The sequence below is a fragment of the Mesorhizobium dulcispinae genome (assembly GCF_033977345.1).
GTDB classification, from domain to species: Bacteria; Pseudomonadota; Alphaproteobacteria; order Rhizobiales; family Rhizobiaceae; genus Mesorhizobium; species Mesorhizobium dulcispinae.
In genome coordinates, this window is the sequence record NZ_JAVIIY010000021.1 from 23,197 (window position 1) to 44,928 (window position 21,732).

Annotated in this window: 18 protein-coding genes; 9 read left to right on the forward strand and 9 right to left on the reverse strand. The window is 64.0% G+C overall.

Annotated elements, in window-relative coordinates:
* The first annotated feature begins 183 nt into the window (after positions 1-183).
* The 3 genes from folD to RFN30_RS28585 all read left to right on the forward strand — a co-directional run bounded on the left by folD (position 184) and on the right by RFN30_RS28585 (position 3,847).
* The gene (folD, locus tag RFN30_RS28575) at positions 184-1,083 is read left to right on the forward strand and encodes a bifunctional methylenetetrahydrofolate dehydrogenase/methenyltetrahydrofolate cyclohydrolase FolD (protein ID WP_320265411.1); all 900 of its coding nucleotides are present in this window, start codon (positions 184-186) and stop codon (positions 1,081-1,083) included.
* 16 nt (positions 1,084-1,099) lie between these two features.
* Positions 1,100-2,098, forward strand: coding sequence for a GlxA family transcriptional regulator (locus RFN30_RS28580; protein ID WP_320265412.1), 999 nt, complete (start codon positions 1,100-1,102; stop codon positions 2,096-2,098).
* A gap of 87 nt (positions 2,099-2,185) precedes the next feature.
* On the forward strand, positions 2,186-3,847 hold the full coding sequence (locus tag RFN30_RS28585; RefSeq protein WP_320265413.1) for a vWA domain-containing protein: 1,662 nt from the start codon (positions 2,186-2,188) through the stop codon (positions 3,845-3,847).
* Between the two features lie 69 nt (positions 3,848-3,916).
* Here the strand turns inward: RFN30_RS28585 and edd are convergent, their stop codons facing one another.
* From edd to zwf, 3 genes are all read right to left on the reverse strand, one after another.
* Positions 3,917-5,740: a phosphogluconate dehydratase gene (gene edd, locus RFN30_RS28590; RefSeq protein ID WP_320265414.1), complete on the reverse strand. Its 1,824-nt coding sequence runs from the start codon at positions 5,738-5,740 to the stop codon at positions 3,917-3,919.
* 64 nt (positions 5,741-5,804) lie between these two features.
* A complete protein-coding gene (gene pgl / locus RFN30_RS28595) occupies positions 5,805-6,521 on the reverse strand; it encodes a 6-phosphogluconolactonase (RefSeq protein ID WP_320265415.1) in 717 nt (238 codons plus the stop codon).
* Positions 6,503-7,972: a glucose-6-phosphate dehydrogenase gene (gene zwf, locus RFN30_RS28600; protein ID WP_320265416.1), complete on the reverse strand. Its 1,470-nt coding sequence runs from the start codon at positions 7,970-7,972 to the stop codon at positions 6,503-6,505. The genes pgl and zwf overlap by 19 nt, the downstream gene beginning before the upstream one ends.
* Before the next feature lie 298 nt (positions 7,973-8,270).
* On the opposite strand from zwf, the gene RFN30_RS28605 reads away from it, so the two are divergent.
* Positions 8,271-9,017, forward strand: coding sequence for an SDR family oxidoreductase (locus RFN30_RS28605; RefSeq protein ID WP_320265444.1), 747 nt, complete (start codon positions 8,271-8,273; stop codon positions 9,015-9,017).
* A gap of 65 nt (positions 9,018-9,082) precedes the next feature.
* Here RFN30_RS28605 and RFN30_RS28610 read toward each other — a convergent pair whose 3' ends face one another.
* The 3 genes from RFN30_RS28610 to RFN30_RS28620 form a co-directional block, all read right to left on the reverse strand.
* Positions 9,083-9,982, reverse strand: coding sequence for an SH3 domain-containing protein (locus RFN30_RS28610; protein ID WP_320265417.1), 900 nt, complete (start codon positions 9,980-9,982; stop codon positions 9,083-9,085).
* 258 nt (positions 9,983-10,240) lie between these two features.
* The gene (locus RFN30_RS28615; protein WP_320265418.1) at positions 10,241-11,527 is read right to left on the reverse strand and encodes an NAD(P)/FAD-dependent oxidoreductase; all 1,287 of its coding nucleotides are present in this window, start codon (positions 11,525-11,527) and stop codon (positions 10,241-10,243) included.
* A 10-nt stretch (positions 11,528-11,537) separates the two neighbouring features.
* Positions 11,538-12,974, reverse strand: a complete 1,437-nt coding sequence (locus RFN30_RS28620; protein ID WP_320265419.1) for a glutamine synthetase family protein — start codon at positions 12,972-12,974, stop codon at positions 11,538-11,540.
* Positions 12,975-13,109: 135 nt separating this feature from the next.
* Here RFN30_RS28620 and RFN30_RS28625 point away from each other — a divergent pair, with 135 nt between their 5' ends.
* The gene (locus RFN30_RS28625; protein WP_320265420.1) at positions 13,110-13,823 is read left to right on the forward strand and encodes an HAD family hydrolase; all 714 of its coding nucleotides are present in this window, start codon (positions 13,110-13,112) and stop codon (positions 13,821-13,823) included.
* Between the two features lie 13 nt (positions 13,824-13,836).
* Here RFN30_RS28625 and RFN30_RS28630 read toward each other — a convergent pair whose 3' ends face one another.
* The 3 genes from RFN30_RS28630 to aceA all read right to left on the reverse strand — a co-directional run bounded on the left by RFN30_RS28630 (position 13,837) and on the right by aceA (position 16,097).
* A complete protein-coding gene (locus RFN30_RS28630; protein ID WP_320265421.1) occupies positions 13,837-14,289 on the reverse strand; it encodes a response regulator in 453 nt (150 codons plus the stop codon).
* A 223-nt stretch (positions 14,290-14,512) separates the two neighbouring features.
* Entirely contained in the window at positions 14,513-14,755 is a 243-nt protein-coding gene (locus RFN30_RS28635; RefSeq protein ID WP_059186117.1) for an SMc00767 family acetate metabolism repressor, read from the reverse strand.
* Between the two features lie 52 nt (positions 14,756-14,807).
* The gene (gene aceA / locus RFN30_RS28640; RefSeq protein WP_320265422.1) at positions 14,808-16,097 is read right to left on the reverse strand and encodes an isocitrate lyase; all 1,290 of its coding nucleotides are present in this window, start codon (positions 16,095-16,097) and stop codon (positions 14,808-14,810) included.
* A 249-nt stretch (positions 16,098-16,346) separates the two neighbouring features.
* Here aceA and RFN30_RS28645 point away from each other — a divergent pair, with 249 nt between their 5' ends.
* The 4 genes from RFN30_RS28645 (at position 16,347) to RFN30_RS28660 (ending at position 21,728) form a co-directional block, all read left to right on the forward strand.
* Positions 16,347-17,795 (forward strand): helix-turn-helix domain-containing protein, encoded by a 1,449-nt coding sequence (locus tag RFN30_RS28645; RefSeq protein ID WP_320265423.1) that lies wholly within the window; start codon positions 16,347-16,349, stop codon positions 17,793-17,795.
* A gap of 170 nt (positions 17,796-17,965) precedes the next feature.
* Positions 17,966-18,916 (forward strand): DMT family transporter, encoded by a 951-nt coding sequence (locus RFN30_RS28650; protein WP_320265424.1) that lies wholly within the window; start codon positions 17,966-17,968, stop codon positions 18,914-18,916.
* Between the two features lie 340 nt (positions 18,917-19,256).
* Positions 19,257-20,354: a polyamine ABC transporter substrate-binding protein gene (locus RFN30_RS28655; protein WP_320265425.1), complete on the forward strand. Its 1,098-nt coding sequence runs from the start codon at positions 19,257-19,259 to the stop codon at positions 20,352-20,354.
* 234 nt (positions 20,355-20,588) lie between these two features.
* Positions 20,589-21,728, forward strand: coding sequence for an ABC transporter ATP-binding protein (locus RFN30_RS28660; RefSeq protein ID WP_320265426.1), 1,140 nt, complete (start codon positions 20,589-20,591; stop codon positions 21,726-21,728).
* The last annotated feature ends 4 nt before the right edge of the window (positions 21,729-21,732 follow it).

Below are 21,732 nucleotides of genomic sequence, written 5' to 3' on the forward strand. Positions count from 1 at the left end.
TAAAAGCGGCCGGTTTCGGGTTTACGGCATCCGACGACGTTTTGACGGGATTGCCCCGTCGAATTTTCGTGAAAATGCCGCGCGGCATTTGACCGCTTGCGCCCGGCGCTAGCGAGCCGACTGCTGGATTGAGGATCAGGGCGGCGCGTGAGCGCGACCGCGGAACAGTATTGAAGGTGAATGATGGCCGAAGTGATCGACGGGAAGAATGTCGCCGAAGACGTGGTCAACAAGGTCAAGGCGCTGACCGCCGAGCTGTCGGCCAAGGGCGCGACGAGGCCAGGCCTTGCCGTGGTGATCGTCGGCGAGGATCCGGCGAGCCAGGTCTATGTCGCCTCCAAGTCGCGCACCGCCAAGGAATGCGGCTTCCACTCGGTCCAGCACACGCTGCCGGCCGAAACGACCGAGGGAGACTTGCTGAAGATCATCGGCGACCTCAACGCCGATCCGTCGGTTCACGGCATCCTGGTGCAGCTGCCGCTTCCGGGCCATATCGATTCCGGCAAGGTCATCCAGACGATCGCGCCGGAGAAGGATGTCGACGGCTTCCACTTCATCAATGTCGGCAAGCTCGGCACCGGCGAGCTCGAGACGGCCTTCGTGCCCTGCACGCCGGCCGGATCGATGCTCTTGATAGAGCGCGTGCGCGGCAAGGACCTTTCCGGTCTCAATGCTGTCGTCGTCGGCCGCTCCAACATCGTCGGCAAGCCGATGGCCAACCTGCTGCTCGCCGCCAACTGCACCGTCACCGTCGCCCATAGCCGCACGAAAGACCTGCCGGCGCTGGCGCGCACCGCCGACATCCTGGTCGCTGCCGTCGGCCGCCCGGAAATGGTCAAGGGCGATTGGGTGAAGCCCGGCGCCACCGTCATCGATGTCGGCATCAACCGCATTCCCGCTCCGGAGAAGGGCGAAGGCAAGTCGCGGCTGGTTGGCGATGTCGCCTATGCCGAGGCGGCCAAGGTCGCCGGCGCCATCACGCCGGTCCCCGGCGGCGTCGGACCGATGACCATTGCCATGCTGATGGCCAACACTGTAGCTTCCGCCTACCTCGCGGCCGGATTGAAGCGGCCGTCCTTCTGATCGGAAAGCAGCATCCTTGCCGAACCTGATTGCCCCTGTCGAACGGCCGGTCACGAACGATCCCGTTCAGGGCGGTCGGCAGTTCGGCTTCCTGCTGGTCGACAAATTCTCGATGTTCTCGCTGGCCGCGGCGATCGACTGCTTCCGCTCGGCCAATCGTCTGCTCGGCCGCGACTATTACGGCTGGACGACGATATCTGCGGATGGCGACGCGGTCATGGCCTCCAACGGCCTGCCGCTCAAGATCGACTATTCCGTCGCCGACATGCCGCCGGTCGACATCCTGTTCGTGTCGGTCGGGCTGACCACTGAATTCCCCGGCAAGAGCAAGGTGCTGGCGGCGCTGCGCGCCTGGGGACGGCGCGGCAATGCGCTCGGCGCGCTGTCGGTCGGCTCCTATCTGCTCGCCGAAGCTGGCCAGCTCGACGGCTATCGCTGCACCATCCATTGGGAGAACCGCGCCGGCTTCATGGAGCGCTTTCCCGACATCAACTGCACCGGCAACGTCTTCGAGATCGACCGCAAGCGCTACACCTGCGCCGGCGGCACCACCTCGATCGACCTGATGCTGGAGATCGTGCGCGGCGATTTCGGTTCCAACCTCGCCAATGGCGTCGCCAACCAGTTCCAGCATGAGCGCATCCGCTCGGCTGGCGACCGCCAGCGCGTCGGTCCCGAGCGGGATCTCACCGGCAAATCCGAGAAGCTCAGGCGCATCGTCGAGCTGATGGCCGACCATCTCGATGAGCCGCTGTCGGCGGTGCAGCTCGCCAAGTCGGCAGGCCTGTCGGTGCGCCAGGTCGAGCGCCTGTTCCTGCGCCACCTCAATGTCACGCCCGGCCGCTACTACATGCGGCTGAGGCTCGAGCGGGCGCGCGAACTGCTGCGCCAGACCAACATGCCGATCCTCGATGTCGCGATCGCCACTGGCTTCACTTCGCATTCCTATTTCGCGCAAAGCTACCGGCTGCAATTCGGCCGCCCGCCCTCGGAAGAGCGCCGCACCACCTACTGAACGGCTTTGCTGCCATCGGACTTGTCTCCAAGGCCCGCCTCAAATAGCTTTCCCGGCGCGGACAGGGGGCTCACTCAGGAGATTTTCATGGCGGGACTGGCACGGAGCGTCGCTGCGGCGATCCTCCTTTTGTCGACGACCACGTTTGGCTTTGCCGCCAACAAGGTCATCATCATTCTCGACGCATCGGGCTCCATGTGGGCCCAGATCGACGGCAAGCCGAAGCTCGAGATCGCGCGCGAATCGCTGCGCACCGTGCTGCAGTCGGTGCCGGCCGACGACGAGATCGGCTTCATGGCCTATGGCCACCGCCAGAAGGGCAGCTGCGAGGATATCGAGCTGATCGTGCCGCCGCAGGCGGGTTCGGCGAGCGCGATCTCGGCGGCAGCCGACAGCATGAAATTCCTCGGCAAGACGCCGCTGACGGCGGCCGTCAAGCAGGCGGCCGAGGCGCTGAAATACACCGAGGACAAAGCCACCGTCGTCCTCATCACCGACGGGCTCGAGACCTGCGGCGGCGATCCTTGCGCGCTCGGCAAGGAGCTGAAGGAAACCGGCGTCGACTTCACCGCCGACGTGGTCGGCTTCGGCCTGACCGCCGATGAAGGCAAGCAGATCGCCTGCCTCGCCGAAAACACCGGCGGCAAATACATCCAGGCCTCCGACGAGAAGGCGCTGCAGCAAGCCCTCGTCGAGACCGTGGCGGCGCCGGCTCCCGCGCCTGAGCCCGCGCCGGCCCCCGCCCCGGACCCTGCGCCCGAACCCGCCAAGCCTGAATTCAATTTCACGCCGAGCGTGGTCATGGCCGAAGGCGGCGATCCGATCACCGATGGCAATGCCTGGGAGATCTACAAAGCCGCGGCCGACGGCACACGTGGCGATCAGGTCATGACCGAGTATGGCGCGCTCAAGACCAATCTCGAGCCGGGCGACTATATCGTTGTCGGACGCGACGACGAGGCAAGGAGCGACCAGAAGATCAAAATAGAGGCCGGCAAGACCTACAATCCGCTGTTCACGCTGAACAGCGGCACGCTGGTCATCCATCCGCATGCGAGCCAGGGCTCGGAGATCAGCGGCGAGGCGCGCGTCGACTTCGCCTATCCGGGCGGCAGCACCACCCACTATGGCGACGCCAAGGCGACCGTCCCCGCCGGCGAGCAGAAGATCACCGTGCAGATCGGCGCCGGCACCGTGACCGAGACCGTCCAGCTTGCCGCCGGACAAACCGTGGAGAAGGACGTCGTCGTCGGCGTCGGCCACGCCGTGCTCAACGCCTATTACACCGCCGGCGGCGACAAGGCTGACAATTCCGGCATCGGCTTCGAGATCGTCAAGGCGAAGAAGAAGATCGACGGCTCGCGCGAGAGCGTCGAGCATTCCTACGGACCTGATAGCAAGTTCTGGCTGCCGCCCGACGACTATGTCGCGCTCACCACGCTCGATCTTGCCGTTGTCGAGCAGCCCTTCAGCATCAAGGCCGGCGACAATCAAGACGTGAAGGTGGCGCTCGATGCCGGCGTGCTGGCGATGTCGGCGCCCGGCGCCTATTCGATCGAGGTGTTCTCGTCGAAGAAGGATATCGAAGGCAAGCGCAAGTCGCTGGGCTTGAGCTACGGCGACAGCTGGCAGCAGACGATCCCCGCCGGCGACTATGTCGTCGTGCGTCACGCCTCCGACCAGGGCCAGGACAAGGAAATGCCGGTGACGATCAAGGCCGGCGAGCGGACCGAGATCACCGTTCAGTAGGCATTCCAGTCGTTGCATGGAAAAGGGCGGTTCCGAGCCGCCCTTTTTTGTAGCAAGTTGGGGCAGACCTCAGGCGTTTGCGAAGGCGGCGGCGCCATGGTCGGCACGGCCGACCAGTTGGCGGAAGCCGGCAAACAGCTCGCGGCCGAAGCCGTACTCGTTGCCGATGAGGTCGGCGTCCGCCGTGCGGCGCAGCGCGAATTCCGTTCCCGGCACCAGCACCTCCAGCGTGCCGGCATCGGCGTCGAGGCGGATGATGTCGCCGTCATGGATCCTGGCGATCGGCCCGTCCTCCACCGCTTCCGGCGTCACATGGATCGCCGCCGGCACCTTGCCGGAGGCGCCGGACATGCGTCCGTCGGTGACCAGCGCGACGCGCTGGCCGCGGTCCTGCAGGATGCCGAGCACGGTGGTCAGCTTGTGCAGCTCCGGCATGCCGTTGGCCCTCGGCCCCTGGAAGCGGATGACGGCGACGAAATCGCCCGTAAGCGTTCCGGCCTTGAAAGCATCGTTCAGCCCCTGCTGGCTGTCGAACACCCTTGCCGGTGCCTCGATGACGCGCCTCTCTGGCTTCACCGCGGACGTTTTGATGACGGCATGGCCGAGATTGCCGGCAAGCACCTTCAGGCCGCCGGTCGGCTGGAACGCCTTCTTGAATGGCGCCAGCACCTTCTCGTCGCCGCTCTCCGGCGGTGCCGCTTCACGCACGACGCTGCCGTCGGCGCCGAGCCTGGCCTCCACCGCATAGGGCCGCAGGCCTTCGCCCCAGACGGTCTGCACGTCCTCATGCAGGATGCCTTCGTCGAGCAGCTCGCGGATCAGGAAGCCGAGCCCGCCGGCGGCATGGAAATGGTTCACGTCGGCAAGTCCGTTCGGATAGACGCGTGCGAGCAGCGGCACCGCCTCCGACAGGTCGGAAATGTCCTGCCAGGTCAGCGCGATGCCGGCTGCCGCGGCCATCGCGATCAGATGGATGGTGTGGTTGGTCGAGCCGCCGGTGGCGTGCAGGCCGACCACGCCGTTGACGATCGAGCGCTCGTCGATCATGCGCCCGACCGGCGTATAGGCATTGCCGAGCGCGGTGATCGCCAGCGCGCGCTTCGCCGCTTCCTTGGTCAGCGCGTCGCGCAGCGGCGTGCCCGGGTTGACGAAGGAGGCGCCGGGCGTGTGCAGGCCCATGATCTCCATCAGCATCTGGTTGGAGTTGGCGGTGCCGTAGAAGGTGCAGGTACCCGGCCCGTGATAGGATTTGGACTCGGCCTCGAGCAGCTCGGCGCGACCCGCCTTGCCCTCGGCATAGAGCTGGCGCACCTTGGCCTTCTCGTCGTTCGGCAGGCCCGACGTCATCGGTCCGGCCGGGATGAAGACGGCCGGCAGGTGGCCGAAGGTGAGCGCCGCGATCACCAGCCCCGGCACGATCTTGTCGCAGACGCCGAGGAAGACCGCGGCATCGAACATGTTGTGCGAGAGGCCGATCGCAGCCGCCATCGCGATCACGTCGCGCGAGAATAGCGACAGTTCCATGCCGGGCTGGCCCTGGGTCACGCCGTCGCACATCGCCGGCACGCCGCCGGCGACCTGGGCGATGCCGCCGGCCTCGCGCGCCGCGTCCTTGATCAGCGCTGGAAAGGTCTCGAACGGCTGATGCGCTGACAGCATGTCGTTGTAGGAGGTGATGATGCCGAGGTTCGGCACCCTGTCGCCGCCGAGCGCGACCTTCTCTGACGGGCTGCAGACGGCAAAGCCGTGGGCGAGGTTGCCGCAGGACAGCACCGCGCGGTTGGCGGTGTGGCCGGATGCCTCCGCAATGCGGCCGAGATAGGCCTCTCGGCCGGCTTTCGAGCGGTGGCGGATGCGTTCCGTGATGGCTTCGATGTCGCGTCTGGCTGTCATGGCTGGTCCTTTCGAGCCCCGGAAAACGTCCTCCCACAGCCTCCGGGACTGCTCCTCTATGAAATCACGGTGCCCAGAACACCTCTACCGGTATCGGCGCGGCCTCGAGCACCTTGCGGATGGGCTTTTTCAGGCCTGCTCCCATCGCGCCGTCGAAGGCGGTGCGCTTGTCCTCACCTTCGATGTGGAGCGCGATGAAGCCGGCGGCAACGATCCGCGCCATCGACAGCGTCAGCCGCGGCTCGCCGCCGCTCGGCGCGTGCACCGGCAGGACGATCCGCCGCGAGGACGGGTCGAGCAATTCAGCGAGGTTGCCGGCATCGGGAAAGAACGAGGCCGTGTGGCCGTCGCCGCCCATGCCGAGCACCACGACATCGAGCGGCCAGGCCAATGATTGCAGGGCCACGCTGTCCGAAGCGGCTGCGTCCTCGATGCTCACCGCCTCATGATAGAGCGGCACGAAGCGCGCTGCCGCGGCGTTGTTCTGGAGCAGGTTGGCCGCCACCAGCCCGGCATTCGAGCGCGGCGAGGTGGGCGGCACGAAACGTTCATCGACCAGCGTCACCGTGACCTTGTCCCAGGCGATCGGTATGGCGGACAGCGCTGCGAGGAACTTCGCCGGCGTCGTCCCGCCGGATACAGCGAGCAGCGCCGTGCCGCGCTCGTCGATCGCTTTGGTCAACCGCGCGGCGACATGGCCCGCGAGCGCCGCCGCCAGCTGCTGGCGGTCGGCAAAGCCGTTCCAGGCGTAGGCGGCGCCGCTCAATTGCTCTCGTGCCATGTCCGTCCGTCACGTTCGATGAGCGCGATCGAGGCCGAGGGCCCCCAGGTGCCGGCCGTGTAGCCCTGCGCTTCCTGCCTGGCGCTTTCCCAGGCGTTCTGGATCGGGTCGATCCACTTCCACGCCGCCTCGACCTCGTCGCGGCGCATGAACAGCGTCTGGTTGCCGCGCACCACATCCATGATCAGCCGCTCATAGGCGTCCGGCGCCCGGCCCTGGAACGACTGCGCGAAGCTCATGTCGAGCGAGATCTGGCGCAACCGCATGCCGCCCGGCCCCGGATCCTTGATCATGATGTACTGCTTGACGCCTTCGTCCGGCTGCAGCCGGATCACCAGCTGATTGGCGAAGATCGGACCCGCGCTGTCGCCGAAGATGGAATAGGGGATCGGCTTGAACTCGATGACGATCTCCGAAACGCGGGTCGCCAGCCGCTTGCCGGTCCTGAGATAGAAGGGAACGCCGGCCCAGCGCCAGTTGCCGATCTCAGCCTTTACGGCGACGAAGGTCTCGGTGTTGCTGGCCTTGCCGAGTTCCTCGACATAGCCTTTGACGGCTCCGCCGGCCGAGGCGCCGGCGCGATACTGCCCGCGCACGGTTTGCTTCGGCGCGTCGTTGCCGTTGATGCGCTTGAGCGCCCTCAGCACCTTCAGCTTCTCGTCGCGCACGGCGTCCGCGTCCATCGACGACGGCGTTTCCATGGCGACCAGGCAAAGCAGCTGCAGAATGTGATTCTGCACCATGTCGCGCAGCGCGCCGGCCTTGTCGTAATAGGTGACGCGGTCCTCGAGACCCACGGTCTCGGCCACCGTTATCTGCACATGGTCGATATGGGCGGAGTTCCACAACGGCTCGTAGAGCGCGTTGGCAAAGCGCAGCGCCATCAGGTTCTGCACCGTTTCCTTGCCGAGATAGTGATCGATGCGGAAGATCTGGCTTTCGTGGAAATCATCGCCCACCGCGTCGTTGAGCGCCCGCGCCGAGGTGAGATCCCGCCCGATCGGCTTCTCCAGCACGATGCGCGAGTTCGGCGTGATCAGCTTGTGTTCTTTGAGCTGGTGCGAGATGTCGCCGAACAGCGCCGGCGCCACTGCCAGGTAGAAGGCACGGATGCGGTCGCTGTCGCCGATCGCCTTCTTGAGCTTGTCGAAACCGGTGCCGCTGGTCGCATCGGCCGAAACGTAGGATAGGCGGGCAAGAAACGTGTCCAGCTCCTTGGCGTTGATATCGGCCGGCTTCACATGCCGCGATATCGCCTGCTTGGCGAAGGTCTGGAACTCGGCGTCGGTCATCTTCGCGCGCGACGTGCCGATGATGCGCGTCGGCTCGGAGAACTGGTGGTCGCACTGGCGATAGTAGAGCGAGGGCAGAAGCTTGCGTTCCGACAAGTCGCCGGTGCCGCCGAAGATGATGAAGTCGAATGGGTCGACGGGGATGATCTGGCTGGTCATGGTCAGTCCGGTTTGATGCCGCTCGCCGGTAGCGGGGCTGATATATTCTAATCGATTTAAATCGTCCAGTGCCATGGTGTCACATCAAGGGGGCCAATCGCTAGAGTATGATTGGGTCTAGACGTGCCCCTGATACTGGCGCTTGACACTGGTGCTGCCGGAAGGCTTGTCGGCAAGCGATGTCTTCCGGCAGCGTTCGCGACTGCAGCATAGATCGTGAATGTGACGAAAGCTAAGGGAGAAATCATTGAGCCTCCCGATGCGAATTTGCGGATGATCTGGAATGAGCGGAAAACCCATGCGTCTGGAAAACAAGGTTGCCATCATCACCGGCGCGGCGTCGGGCTTCGGCGAGGGCATGGCTAAGCGCTTCGCGGAAGAGGGCGCACGTGTCGTCGTCGCCGACCTCAACGCCAAGGGCGCGGAGCGCGTGGCGGAGGAAATCGGCGAGAGCGCGATCTGGACCCAGACCGACGTCTCTCAGCGCTCCGAATTCGACGAGATGGTCTACGCCGCCAAGAGCGCCTTCGGTCGCATCGACATCATGATCAACAACGCCGGCTATACCCATCGCAACGGCGACATGCTGGGCGTCGACGAGGAAACCTTCGACCTGATCACCGCCGTCAACATGAAGGCGATCTATCATGCCGCCCTTGCCGTGGTGCCGATCATGGACCGGCAGGGCGGCGGCGTCATCCTCACCACGGCCTCGACGGCCGGCATCAGGCCGCGGCCGGGCCTCACCTGGTACAACGCCTCCAAGGGATGGGCGATCACCGCCACCAAGTCGATGGCGGTCGAGCTCGCGCCGAAGAACATCCGCGTCAATTGCCTCTGTCCGGTCGCGGGCGAGACCGGCATGCTGGAGAAATTCATGGGCGCCGACACGCCGGAGATCCGGGAAAAGTTCCGCGCCTCGATCCCGCTCGGCCGGCTATCGACGCCGCTCGACATCGCCAATGCGGCGCTTTGGCTGGCCTCGGACGAAGCCGCCTTCATCACCGGCGTGGCGCTGGAGGTCGATGGCGGGCGCTGCATCTGAGCTGCCGCTCCACGAAACGGTTTGGCAGCTCAGCACTTTGCGGCCGGCTTCGGCCGGGAAGCGGATCAGGCGCCGGTCTTGACGTAGCTCTTGTAGATCCAGCCGCGCTTGCCGTTATAAATGATCTCGCACCATTTCTTGCAGCTGAGCACTTGCACCGAAGTTTTAGCGGGCACGGTGAGCATGGCGGCCGCTTTCTGTTTTGGACCTGCTCGCATTGTCACTGCCCGCAGGATACGTCCGTTTGCGACCGCGCCTATTTTTTCAGGGTCAGGCTTGGCCTGGTCCTCGGTTGCTGCCGTCTGATCGTCGAGAGCCTGCGGCTTTGTTGCCGGTATGGCGGCGGTCTGAGCGCCATCCATCTTGTCGTCGGGCTTTTTCGCATCTGCCGACTGGCCAGCCGCCGCAGGGGGAGCCGCGACCTCAGCCAAGGCGGCCGAAGCATCGTTCCCCGACATGGATTCGGCAAAGGCGGCAGCGGTTGGCTTGTCGTTCTGCGTTGCCGGCTTCTCGGCGGCCTGAGCGGGTGAGGCTGGCGAGGTCTCAGCTACAGCAGGCGCAGGCTCACCACCCGCGCCGCTCCAGCGGGGGTTGTTGGATGCCAGCGCCGGGATGGTGGCTTCTCGGGCTGCGGTCACGGGCGAAACTGCATCGGCCTTGCGCGCCGCCTGCGGCGCGGCGGCGACACTGACGGCGCTCGCCGCGGCCGGAGCGATCTTCGTCGTCTTGACAGGTACTGCGGGCACGCTCTGCTCCGCGCTTGCGATCGCCTGTCGTTCATTGGCCGGCAGGGCCAGCCAAAGCGCTACCGCAGCGACGCCGAGCAGCGCTGCGGTACCGACAGCCGCTATCACCAGATGCGCGTTCGACTGCAGACCCTGCCAGAACGAGGGCCGCATGTCATAGCCGAACTGCACTGCAAAGCGCCGTCGTTCCGGCGCGCCGAAACTGAAGGGCTCGTTCACTTAGACCACCTCCAACAACCGGGCCGACGTTCTTTCGATCTTGCCGCACAGCTAGCGGCCGATCGGCATCGGTCCCGAAAATTTAAGCGGGCAGGCCCGCGCAAATCCCCATATTATCGCCCAGAACCGGCATCTTTTGCCGCCGATTATGGCATCAGTGCGCCTTTTTGCGAAATTCTGCGCGTTCGTTAAGGATTCTGCAACGTGCCGTTAGGGAAGCGCACTTGTCGAATCGACAGCTTCTGCACATGTCCGGCTTCAGATCCGGTCGCGCAGCGCGAACCAGTTGAGCGCCAGAAACAGCAGCGGGGCGCGAAAACGGCGGCCGCCCGGGAAAGCTGGAATCTTCAGATCCTCGATCAGCTTCAGTCGGTCGCGGTTGCCGGCGACCGTCTCGGCATAGAGCTTGCCGAAGAAGTTGGACAGCATGACGCCATGGCCGGAATAGCCACCTATCGAAATCACTTTCGGCATCACCTCGCGCACGAAAGGCTTCCTCGGCACGGTGATGCCGACATAGCCGCCCCAGCCGTGGGTGATCTCGACGTCCTTCAGCGCCGGATAGAGCTCGGCGATCTGCCGGCGGATGTGGATATGGATGTCCTTCGGATCATTGACGGCATAGACCTCGCGGCCACCGAACAGCAGCCGCCCGTCCTTCGACTTGCGGAAGTAGCGCACGACGAAGCGGGAATCGTCCACCGACTCGCCGCCTGGCAACACCTTGGACTCGGCGCCGAGCGGGACAGTCGCGCCGATGAAGGAGCCGATCGGCATGATATGTGATGCGCTCACCGGCTCCAGATTGCCGCCATAGGCGTTGACCGCGATCAGGCATTTCTCGGCTGAGATGGTGCCCTTTGGCGTCGTGACCTTCACCTTGCCGCCAGTGGAAACAATGCCGGTCGAGGGCGTCCGCTCGAACAGATGCGCGCCAGCTGCGGCTGCCACCTTTGCCGTGCCGATCACCAGCTTCAGCGGGTGGATATGCCCGGTGCCGGTGTCGCGCGTGCCGCCGAAATAGCGCGTCGAGCCCAGCCGTTCCGCCGTTTCCGCTGCATCCATGAAGCTGACATGCGGATAGCCGAAGCGGTTCGCCATGATCTCGGCATGGCGCTTGTAGTCGTCGACATAACGCCGCTTATGCGCCACCGACAATTGGCCGGGCATGTAGTCGATGTCGATCTGGTTGGCGGCCGCGAAATCGAGAAGATGCGTCTTGGCTTCCTCCGCGAGATCGAACAGCGCCTTGGCTCGCGAGAAGCCGTACTCGGCCTCCAATTCCTCGGCCCAGGCCCGCTGGCCGGTACCGAGCTGGCCGCCATTGCGCCCTGATGCGCCGTCGCCAAAGCGGTAGGCATCGATGAGCACGACATTCGTGCCGGCCTTGGCGAGATGTGTCGCAGCCGACAGGCCGGTGAAGCCGCCGCCGATGATGACAACATCGCACTGGCGATCGCCGTCGAGCGCAGGATATTCAGGACGCGGTCCCGCTGTGTCTTCGTACCAGGAACGGCCTGGAGAAATCGGAGATTGGTAGGGCAAGATCAGTGCCCTAAACATTCAGCAACAAATACTCCCGCTCCCACGGGCTGATCACTTCCATGAAGGTCTCGAACTCGGCGCGCTTGATCGCGGCGTAGGTGGCGGCGAATGATGTGCCGAGGATAGTGGCGAGCTCCTTGTCGGCCTCGAACAGGTCGACCGCTTCCAGCAAGCTGCGCGGCAGATCGATCTCATCGGCATTGGCTGTGGTCAGCACCGGCGGCTCCGCCTTGACTTTGTTGTTCATGCCGATCAGTCCGCACGCCAGCGAGGCGGCCAGCGCCAGATAGGGATTGGCGTCCGAGGACGGAATGCGGTTCTCGACGCGCCGCGCCGCGGGATCGGAGCGCGGCACGCGAAAGGCCGTCGTGCGGTTGTCGTAGCCCCATTTGTTGTTGACCGGCGCCGACGCCGCCTGCGTCAGCCGGCGGTAGGAATTGACGTAGGGCGCAAGCATCACCAGTGCGTTCGGCACATGCTTCTGCATGCCGCCGATGAAATGGAAGAAGGCATCCGTCTCCGAGCCGTCCTCGGCCGAGAAGATGTTTTTGCCGGTTTTCTTGTCGAGCACCGACTGGTGGATATGCATGGCCGAGCCGGGCTGCCCCTGGATCGGTTTGGCCATGAAGGTGGCGTAGATCTCGTGCTTCAGCGCCGCCTCGCGGATCGTGCGCTTGAACATGAACACCTGGTCGGCGAGCTCGATCGGATTGCCGTGGCGCAGGTTGATTTCGAGTTGGCCTGCGCCCTCCTCGTGGATCAACGTGTCGATCTCCAGGCCTTGCCGCTCCGAGAAATGGTAGATGTCGTCGATCAGCTCGTCGAACTCGTTGACGCCGGCGATCGAATAGCCGGCGCCGCCGCCGATCGGCCGCCCCGAGCGCCCGACGGGCGGCGTCAGCGGATAGTCCGGATCGGGGTTCTTGCGCACCAGGTAGAATTCGATCTCGGGCGCCACTACCGGCCTCAGGCCACGATCGTCATAGGCGGCCAGCACGCGCTTCAGCACATTGCGCGGCGTGAATTCGACGGAGCGGCCGTCCTGGTGGACGAGGTCGCAGATCACAGCCGCCGTCGGGTCTTCCTCCCAGGGCACGACGGTCAGCGTCGAGAGATCGGGCAAAAGCTTGAGGTCGCCGTCGTCCTCCGGATAGTGGAAGCCGTTGCCGTCTTCCGGGTAGCCGCCGGAGATCGTCGTCATGAACACCGCCGAAGGCAGCGCCAGCGAGGTGTTGGAGGTGAATTTCTTCGACGGCATCATCTTGCCGCGGGCGACGCCGGCCTGGTCCGGCGTGATGCATTCTATGTCCTCGATGCCGCGCCATTCCAGCCATGCGCTGGCTTCCTTCCAGTTCTTCACACCGCGTTCGTTTTTCAAGAAGGCAGGCGTGCGGGCGCGTCCCCCCCGGTTCGACGGACGGACTTCCTTTTTTTCAGGCGGCATCATTCACCAGATTGTGTTGCGGATTTCGAAGTATAGCCGGGCGCCGCAGGGGAAGGGAAGGGGAGGCGTCGGGTCGGTCTTCTCGCTGGCGGCACGGCGCAACAAGGTTTAGATGAGCCTGTAAGCAAAGGGTCGCCCATGTCCGCTCGACGTTTGACCACCATCGGCTTCGATGCAGACGATACGCTGTGGCAGAACGAGCAGTTCTTCCGCATGACCGAGAAGCGCTTTGCCGACTTGCTGGCCGAGCACGGCGACCATGAGCACATCGCGGCAAGGCTGCTCGATGCGGAAAGGCGCAACCTCGCCCTCTATGGCTTCGGCATCAAGGGCTTTACCCTGTCGATGATCGAGACTGCCGTCGCGATCACAAACGGCGAGGTGCCCGGTTCGGTGATTGGCGAAATCCTGGCTGCCGGCCGCGAGATGCTCAGCCATCCGATCGAGCCGCTGCCGCATGCGCGCGAGACGGTCGAAAAGCTGGCGGGCTCCTACCATCTGGTGCTGATCACCAAGGGCGACCTATTCGACCAGGAGCGCAAGCTGGCGCAGTCGGGAATGGGCGATCTCTTCGATGCCGTCGAGATCGTCAGCGACAAGAGCGCCGCCACCTATGCCCGCATCTTCAGCCGCCATGGCGACGGTCCGCAGAACAGCATGATGGTCGGCAATTCGCTCAAGTCCGACGTGGTCCCCGCCATCGAGGCCGGCGGCTGGGGCATCCATGTGCCGCACGAATTGACCTGGGCGATCGAACATGCCGAGGCGCCTGTCGCGGCGCCGCGTTTCCGCCAGATTGCCGACCTTGGCGAGCTGCCGACCCTAGTCGAGGCGATTGCAAAGGTTGGTTAAGCGTCGCCTCTGTCTAGCCGCGGCCAACCAGGCGATCGATCACCGGTTGCAGTCTTTCAGGCGTGATCGGCTTGGCAACCACAGTATCCACGACGCTCGACAGGCCGAGGCTGTCCGGCGTGCCATTCCTGGTTGAGAGCAGGATCACGGAGGGCAGCGCCCTGCCGGAAGCACGCCGCAGCGCGTCGATGCCGGACAACAGCCTGTCGCAGTCCTTGTCGTCGGGTCCGCCGTCCAGGATCACGACGCCGGGGACCATGCTGGCCAGGGCTTTCTCGGCGGTCTCGGGCGACTCCGAAATCGGCTTCAGCCCGGACTTCTCCACGATCTTCGACACCACGACCCGGTTGATCGACGATTTGCCGACCACAAGCACCTTGGAAAAATCCGCCTCCGGCCGGGCCGCCGCGCCGCGCTCCGCCGGTTTTATTGGTTTTCGGGGGTCGTCGCGATCGGCGGGACACATGCAGGCGGGCGCTCTGATTCAATGCAGGGTTGAAACCAGAGCGCACTTGGCGTGAGATCGCCAGCGGTGTCAAGCAGAAATAGTGGAAAATGATAATATAACAAGAATTGCTAAAATTCGGCGCAAGTCCTCCGCATTGCCGCAAGCGCAATTCGAAAAACCCCGAAAGTCTCCCGAACGTATAGCGCACGGGAGACACTCGCGGGTGATTGTTGACGTTGCGTCAACCGTGGTTCTGGTGGGTGACGATCACTGGGATCAGAAGATCACCCCAGTTGCCGTCTCCGCCATGGTGCCTGGCGGATCGCACCAGTTCCACGGACACGCCTGCCTCGACCGCCTTCATCACCGACTGGTTGAGCCTGTGCAGGTCGTTGGCAAGCATGCGGATCGTCGCCTGCTGGTCGACGCTCATTGCGCTCGACTGTTCTTCGGCTCGTTCCTTGACGCGGCTTATCGATGCCATTGCTGTTCTCCTCGATGTAAGTGCCCTTTGGGCGTTTCCTCTGGGGTTATCCTCACTCGGCCGCCGGCCTGAACTGGGCGTGCTCGGTCGATTCATGCATGGCGGTGGTCGAAGACTGGCCGCCGGTTATCGCCATCGACACGGCATCGAAATAGCCGGTGCCGACCTCGCGCTGGTGCTTGGTCGCGGTATAGCCATGAGCCTCCGCCGCGAACTCGGCCTCCTGCAGTTCCGAATAGGCCGCCATCTGGCGATCCTTGTAGCCGCGGGCCAGCTCGAACATGCCGAAGTTCAGCTGGTGGAAGCCGGCCAGCGTGATGAACTGGAACTTGTAGCCCATGGCGCCGAGCTCCTTCTGGAACTTGACGATGGTCGCGTCGTCCAGGTTCTTCTTCCAGTTGAACGAGGGCGAGCAGTTGTAGGCGAGCAGCTTGCCCGGATGATGCTTGCGCACCCCTTCGGCGAACTTCTTGGCCTGCTCAAGATCCGGCTTCGAGGTCTCGCACCAGATCAGATCCGCATGCGGCGCGTAGGCGACGGCGCGCGCGATGCAGGGCTCGATGCCATTCCTGACATGGTAGAAGCCCTCGACCGTGCGGCCGGCGTCATAGTCAACGAAAGGCCGGTCGCGCTCGTCGATGTCGGAGGTGAGCAGCTTTGCCGCCTCCGCGTCGGTGCGCGCCACCACCAGCGTCGGCGTGCCCATCACGTCCGCCGCAAGGCGGGCCGCGTTGAGATTGCGGATATGTGCCGCCGTCGGGATCAGCACCTTGCCGCCGAGATGGCCGCACTTCTTCTCCGAAGCCAGCTGGTCCTCGTAGTGGACGCCCGCCGCGCCGGCCTCGATGAAGGCCTTCATGATCTCGAACGCGTTGAGCGGTCCGCCGAAGCCCGCTTCGGCGTCGGCGACGATCGGCGCGAACCAGGTCTCGACCGAAAGCCCCTTGCCCTCGGACGTCTCGATCTGGTCGGCGCGCTGCAGCGTGCGGTTGATGCGCTTCACCAGCTCCGGCGCCGCATTGGCCGGATAGAGCGACTGGTCCGGATACATGGCGGACGCGGTGTTGGCGTCGGCCGCGACCTGCCAGCCCGACAGATAGATCGCTTTCAAGCCCGCCCTGACCTGTTGCATGGCCTGATTGCCCGACATGGCGCCGAGCGCATTGACGAAGTCTTCTTCATGAATGAGCGTCCACAGCCTATTCGCACCATTTTCGGCAAGCGTTTGGCGGATCTGGACCGAGCCGCGCAGCCGCTTCACATCCTCGGGCGAGTAGGGCCTTTCGATGCCGTCGAAACGGCCTTCCGGCGCGGACGGGACGAGGTTGTAAAAATCAGTCATCGGTTGCTCCAGATCGGTTCTGCTTGTTCGGATGGCGCGTTCGTAGAGACTGTTTTCGGCGCCGCTGACGTGTGACATCGTTTACATTGCGACGCAAAAATCGCCAGAGAAACCAGAGTTTTCCGAGGAAAATAAGGGAAAACCTGTATTGCGTTTGACAGGCTGGCGCTGTAAATTTGTCACGATTGTAAAAGATGGCTGGCCGCAGATCGCGCCATTTCCTGTAAAATCTTGTCAAGGATAGTCTGATTGGCCGACCAGAAGATCTTCGCCGGGCCCCGTATCCGCAGGCTTCGCAACGCCAAGGGCCTGACCCAGACGGCGATGGCCGAAGGGCTGGGCATCTCGCCGTCCTACCTCAACCTCATCGAGCGCAACCAGCGGCCGCTGACGGTGCAGCTGATCCTCAAGCTGGCGTCGGTCTACAAGATCGACCCGCATGAATTGCAGGGCGAGACCAAAGGGTCGATCGCGGCGCTGAAGGAAGTGTTCGGCGATCCGCTCCTGGCCGGCGAACTGCCGGGCGACCAGGAGCTCATCGATCTCGCCGAGATCGCGCCGAACGCTTCCGCCGCGATGGTGAAGCTGTTTCGCGCCTATCGCGAGCAGGCCGAGCGGCTGTCGGATCTCAATGAGCTTCTGGCGCAGGAGGGCAGGGCGACCGCATTGTCCGGCACCCGCCTGCCTGTCGATGAAGTGCACGAGACCTTCGAGCGTCGGCCGAACCACTTCGCGGCGCTGGAGGAGGAAGCTGAAGCCTTCATTTCGCTGCTCGATCCCGGAGACGATCTGTTCGGCGCGCTGAAGGCGTGGCTGAGGCGAGAGCATGGCATAGTGGTCAAGGTGCTGCCGGTCGCCACCATGCCGAACTGGCGCAGGCGCTACGATCGCCATTCGCAACGCCTGTTCCTGTCCGAGCGGCTGTCCCCTTTCGATCAGCTGCGCGAGGTCGCCATGGAGGCGAGCCTGATGCGCATGACGGTGGCCGTGGCGAGCGAGATCCGGGCGTTGAAGCTCGGCACCGACGAGGCGCGCCGGCTCGCCCGCTTCGAGCTCGGCCGCTATGCCGCGCATGCGTTGATGATGCCCTATCAGGCCTTTCATGCGGCAGCGATCCGCGCCCGCTACGATATCGACGTCCTGCGTTCCCGTTTCGGCGTGTCCTTCGAGCAGGCGGCGAATCGCCTGACCATGCTGCAGCGGCCCGGCGCGGCGGGCGTGCCGTTCTTCATGCTGGAGGTCGACAATGCCGGCAACCGCTTCCGCAAGGCGGGCAGCCTCGGCTATCCGCAAAGTCGTTTCGGCGGCGCCTGCCCGAAGCTTCCCGTCCATGCGGCCTTTTCCCAGCCGGGCCGGATTCTGGTCGAGGCGGTGGAAATGCCGGACGGTGCCGAGTTTCTCTGCATCGCCCGCACGCTCGAAGGGCCGCAAGGCGCCTTCTCCGAGCGGCCGCGGCGCACGGCGCTTCTGCTTGGCTGCGATATCGGCTTTCGCGACGAGGTTGTCTACGGTGCGGCGCTGCCCGGACCGTCCGCCGGCAAGGCCGCGCAAGGCACGGCATTCGCAACCCCGGTCGGCCCGGCCTGCAGGCTCTGCGAGCGCGTCGGCTGCCTGGCGCGCGCCGAGCCGCCGGTGACGCGGCCGCTCGGCCTCGACGAGATGGTGACGGGCCTCAGCGCCTTCGACTTCCAGGGATAGTGCTTGCCGCCAAATCTTGCGGCAATCTCGAGGGAGCGTAAGCCGGCTTGTCCTACATTTCAGCGGATGCTGGATCACGCCTTGCTCCGGCATTTGCGCTACGCGAATAAGATACAGTCTGGTCGTCCGTGGTGGATCGTGCCGCTCGCAAATCGCTGACAGTCCCGTCCATGACCGATACCGCCTCGCATCGCGTCGCATTGCCTGCCGTCTCGCCGCGCGAGGAGCGGATCGGCATGCTGCTGGTCTTCCTGTCGGCGCTGATGTGGAGTTTTGGCGGCACCATCGCCCGCTTCATCCATGTCGGCGACAGCTGGACCGTAGTGTTCTGGCGCTCGCTTTGGGCGGTGGCCTTCCTCATCGCCTTCATGGCCTGGCGCGACGGCTGGCGCGGCACCTGGAAACTGTTCCGCGACATGGGCTTGCCGGGGCTCGGCGTAGCCCTCTGCTTCGCCACCGCCTCGACGAGCTTCATCGTCGCGCTCGCCTACACGACGGTCGCGAACATCTTGTTGATGCAGGCCGGCGTGCCGCTTCTGGCGGCCTTGCTCGCCTGGGTGTTGTTTCGCGAACGTGTGAGCCCGGGGACCTGGGCGGCAATCGCCGCCGTCATCACCGGCGTGGCCATCATGGTCTCCGAGTCGTTAGGCGGAGCCGTCTCGCCGATCGGCGACGGGTTGGCGCTGCTGATCGCGGTGATGTTTTCGTTCGCGACCGTGATCACCCGGCGCTTTGCCCATGTGCGCATGGTGCCGGCCACTTGCCTCGGCGCGCTGCTTGCCGGTGCTTTTGCCGCCTCGCAGGCCACGGAGTTTGCCGTCTCGGCGCGCGACATGGGCTTTCTCTTTGCCTTCGGCGTCATCAATCTCGGCGTCGGCCTTGCTTTTTTTGCCATGGGCGCGCGGCTGGTGCCGGCGGCCATCGCGGCGCTGCTCGGCACGTTCGAGCCGATCCTCGGTCCGATCTGGGTCTGGCTCGTTCATTCCGAGGTGCCGTCGGTGCGCACGATCATCGGCGGCGCGGTCGTGGTCACGGCGTTGCTTGTTCATATCGGATTCGAGTTCAAGCGGCAGACCCGGCCCGAGCGGCCGGGCATCACCGGGCTGCCGTCTCCTAATTGACGCTCGAGAGTCTTCCCCATTGACAACTCCGCTGCCGGGCGGGCAGGCTGCGATTACGGCAACAACAAGACAGGCGTATCTTGCCAAGTGACTCCGCCGGCCTCATCGGGGCCGGACCGCATCGTTATATCTCTGCTTACGCCGCGGCGAACGCCGCTGACGCCGCTCTGATACCCTCCCGGAGGGGGTGCAAGGGCCGCAACCGCTACTTAACAATCCGGCGCGATCCCAGCGGGTCGCGCTTATCGCCCTCCGGAAAGCTCAACAATCTGAACCAAAAGCCGCCCCGCGTTCACGCCGCGACAGGACGGCACGGGAACACTCACCAAAGGAGAACATCATGATCCGCAAAGCGCTTTTGCTTTCGGCGACCTCGGCCTTTCTGACGCTCTTTACCGTAGGCGGCCATGCCGACGATCGCGTCGTCAACGTCTACAACTGGTCGGATTATATCGACAGCTCGATCATCGACGATTTCACCAAGAAGACCGGCATCAAGGTCGTCTACGATACCTTCGATTCCAACGAGATCCTGGAGACGAAGCTTTTGGCCGGTGGCAGCGGCTACGACGTTGTCGTGCCCAGCGCCAACTTCCTGGCGCGCCAGATCCAGGCCGGCGTGTTCCAGAAGCTCGACAAGTCGAAGCTGCCCAACATCTCCAACATGTGGGATGTCATTGCGGATCGCACCGCCAAGTATGATCCGGGCAATGAGTATTCGGTCAACTATATGTGGGGCACGGTCGGCCTCGGCTACAATGTCAAGAAGGTGCAGGCAGCACTCGGCACCGACAAGATCGATAGCTGGGACGTGTTCTTCAATCCGGACAGCCTCGCCAAGCTCAAGGATTGCGGCGTCTACGTGCTGGATTCGCCCGCAGACATCATTCCGGCCGCGTTGAAATATCTGGGCCTCGACCCGAACAGCACCTCGCCCGACGATATCGCCAAGGCCGAGGAAGCATTGCTCAAGGTCCGGCCCTATATCCGCAAGTTCCATTCGTCGGAATACATCAATGCTTTGGCCAACGGCGACATCTGCCTGGCGATCGGCTGGTCGGGCGACGTGTTCCAGGCGCGCAGCCGCGCCGAGGAGGCCAAGCAGGGTGTCGAGATCGGCTATTCGGTGCCGAAGGAAGGCGCCCAGATGTGGTTCGATCAGATGGCTGTCCCTGCCGATGCGCCGCATGTCGCCGAGGCGCTTGAGTTCATCAACTACATGATGACGCCGGAAGTCATCGCCAAGTCGTCTAACTACGTGCTCTACGCCAACGGCAACAAGGCTTCGCAGCAGTTCGTCGACAAGGCCCTGCTGGACGACACCTCGGTCTATCCGGACGAGGAGACGACCAAGAAGCTTTACACGGTGCAGCCATACGATCCCAAGACACAGCGTGTCATCACGCGCACCTGGACCAAGATCGTCACCGGCCAATAAGCATTAAGACGCGACCCTGGCAGCCACTGCCGGGGTCGCTTTCTTGGAGCAATTCCAGGAAAAGTGCGAAGCGGTTTTCCGTCCGGAATTGCGTAAAAACAGAGAGACAGAGCAATTCCGGGAAAAGTGTGAAGCGGTTTTCCGTCCGGAATTGCGTCAAAACTAAAGAGACAGAACGGTTCTGCGTTTCCTTGAAACGACGAACCGCACCAAGAACAGAACGGAGTGGGGACTATGAAATCGCTTGGCAGCATCCGCAGGGATTTCGCGCCGTGGAATGATCCGAGCGCCAAGCCATATATCCAGTTCGACAAGGTGACCAAGAGGTTCGGCGACTTCACCGCCGTCAACAATCTGTCGCTGGCCATCTTCGAACGCGAGTTCTTCGCGCTGCTTGGCGCCTCGGGCTGCGGCAAGTCGACCTTGCTCAGGATGCTCGCCGGCTTCGAGGAGCCGACCGCGGGGCGCATTCTGCTCGACGGCCAGGACCTACGCGGCATCCCGCCCTACAAGCGACCGGTGAACATGATGTTCCAGTCCTACGCGCTGTTCCCGCATATGACGGTGGAGAAGAACATCGCCTTCGGCCTCAAGCAGGAAGGCATGCCTGCCGCCGATATCGAAAAACGCGTCGCCGAGATGCTGCGGCTGGTCAAGCTTGAGCAGTTCGCCAAGCGCAAGCCGCATCAGCTGTCCGGCGGCCAGCGCCAGCGTGTGGCGCTTGCCCGCTCGGTCGCCAAGCGGCCGAAGGTCCTTCTTTTGGACGAGCCGCTCGGCGCGCTCGACAAGAAACTGCGCGAGGAGACGCAGTTCGAGCTGATGGACCTGCAGCAGGAACTCGGCCTGACCTTCGTCGTCGTCACCCACGATCAGGAAGAGGCCATGACCATGGCCGACCGCATCGCCATCATGGACAAGGGCGAGGTGATGCAGGTCGCGACGCCGGCGGAAATCTACGAGGCGCCGACCTCGCGCTTCGTGGCGCATTTCGTCGGCAATGTGAACATGTTCGAGGGCAAGGTTGCCGAGCGGGCGGCGAACAGGACGCGCATCACCGGCGCGACCGGTGCGCAGATCGTCGTCGAGAATGCCGCCGAAACCGCTAATGGCGCGGATATCATCTTCGCGATCCGGCCGGAAAAGATCAGGGTCTCGTCGAAAAAGCCGGTCGACGCCGTCAATGCGCTGGAGGGCGAGGTCTACGATGTCGCCTATCTCGGCGACATGACCGTCTACCACATCAGGCTCGACGACGGTCAGATGGTGCGGGCCAGCGCGTTGAACGCCGCGCGCGTCACCGAGGACCCGCTGACCTGGAACGACCGCGCCTGGGTTTCCTTCCGGCCGGACGCCGGCGTCGTGCTGACCAGGTAGGAGC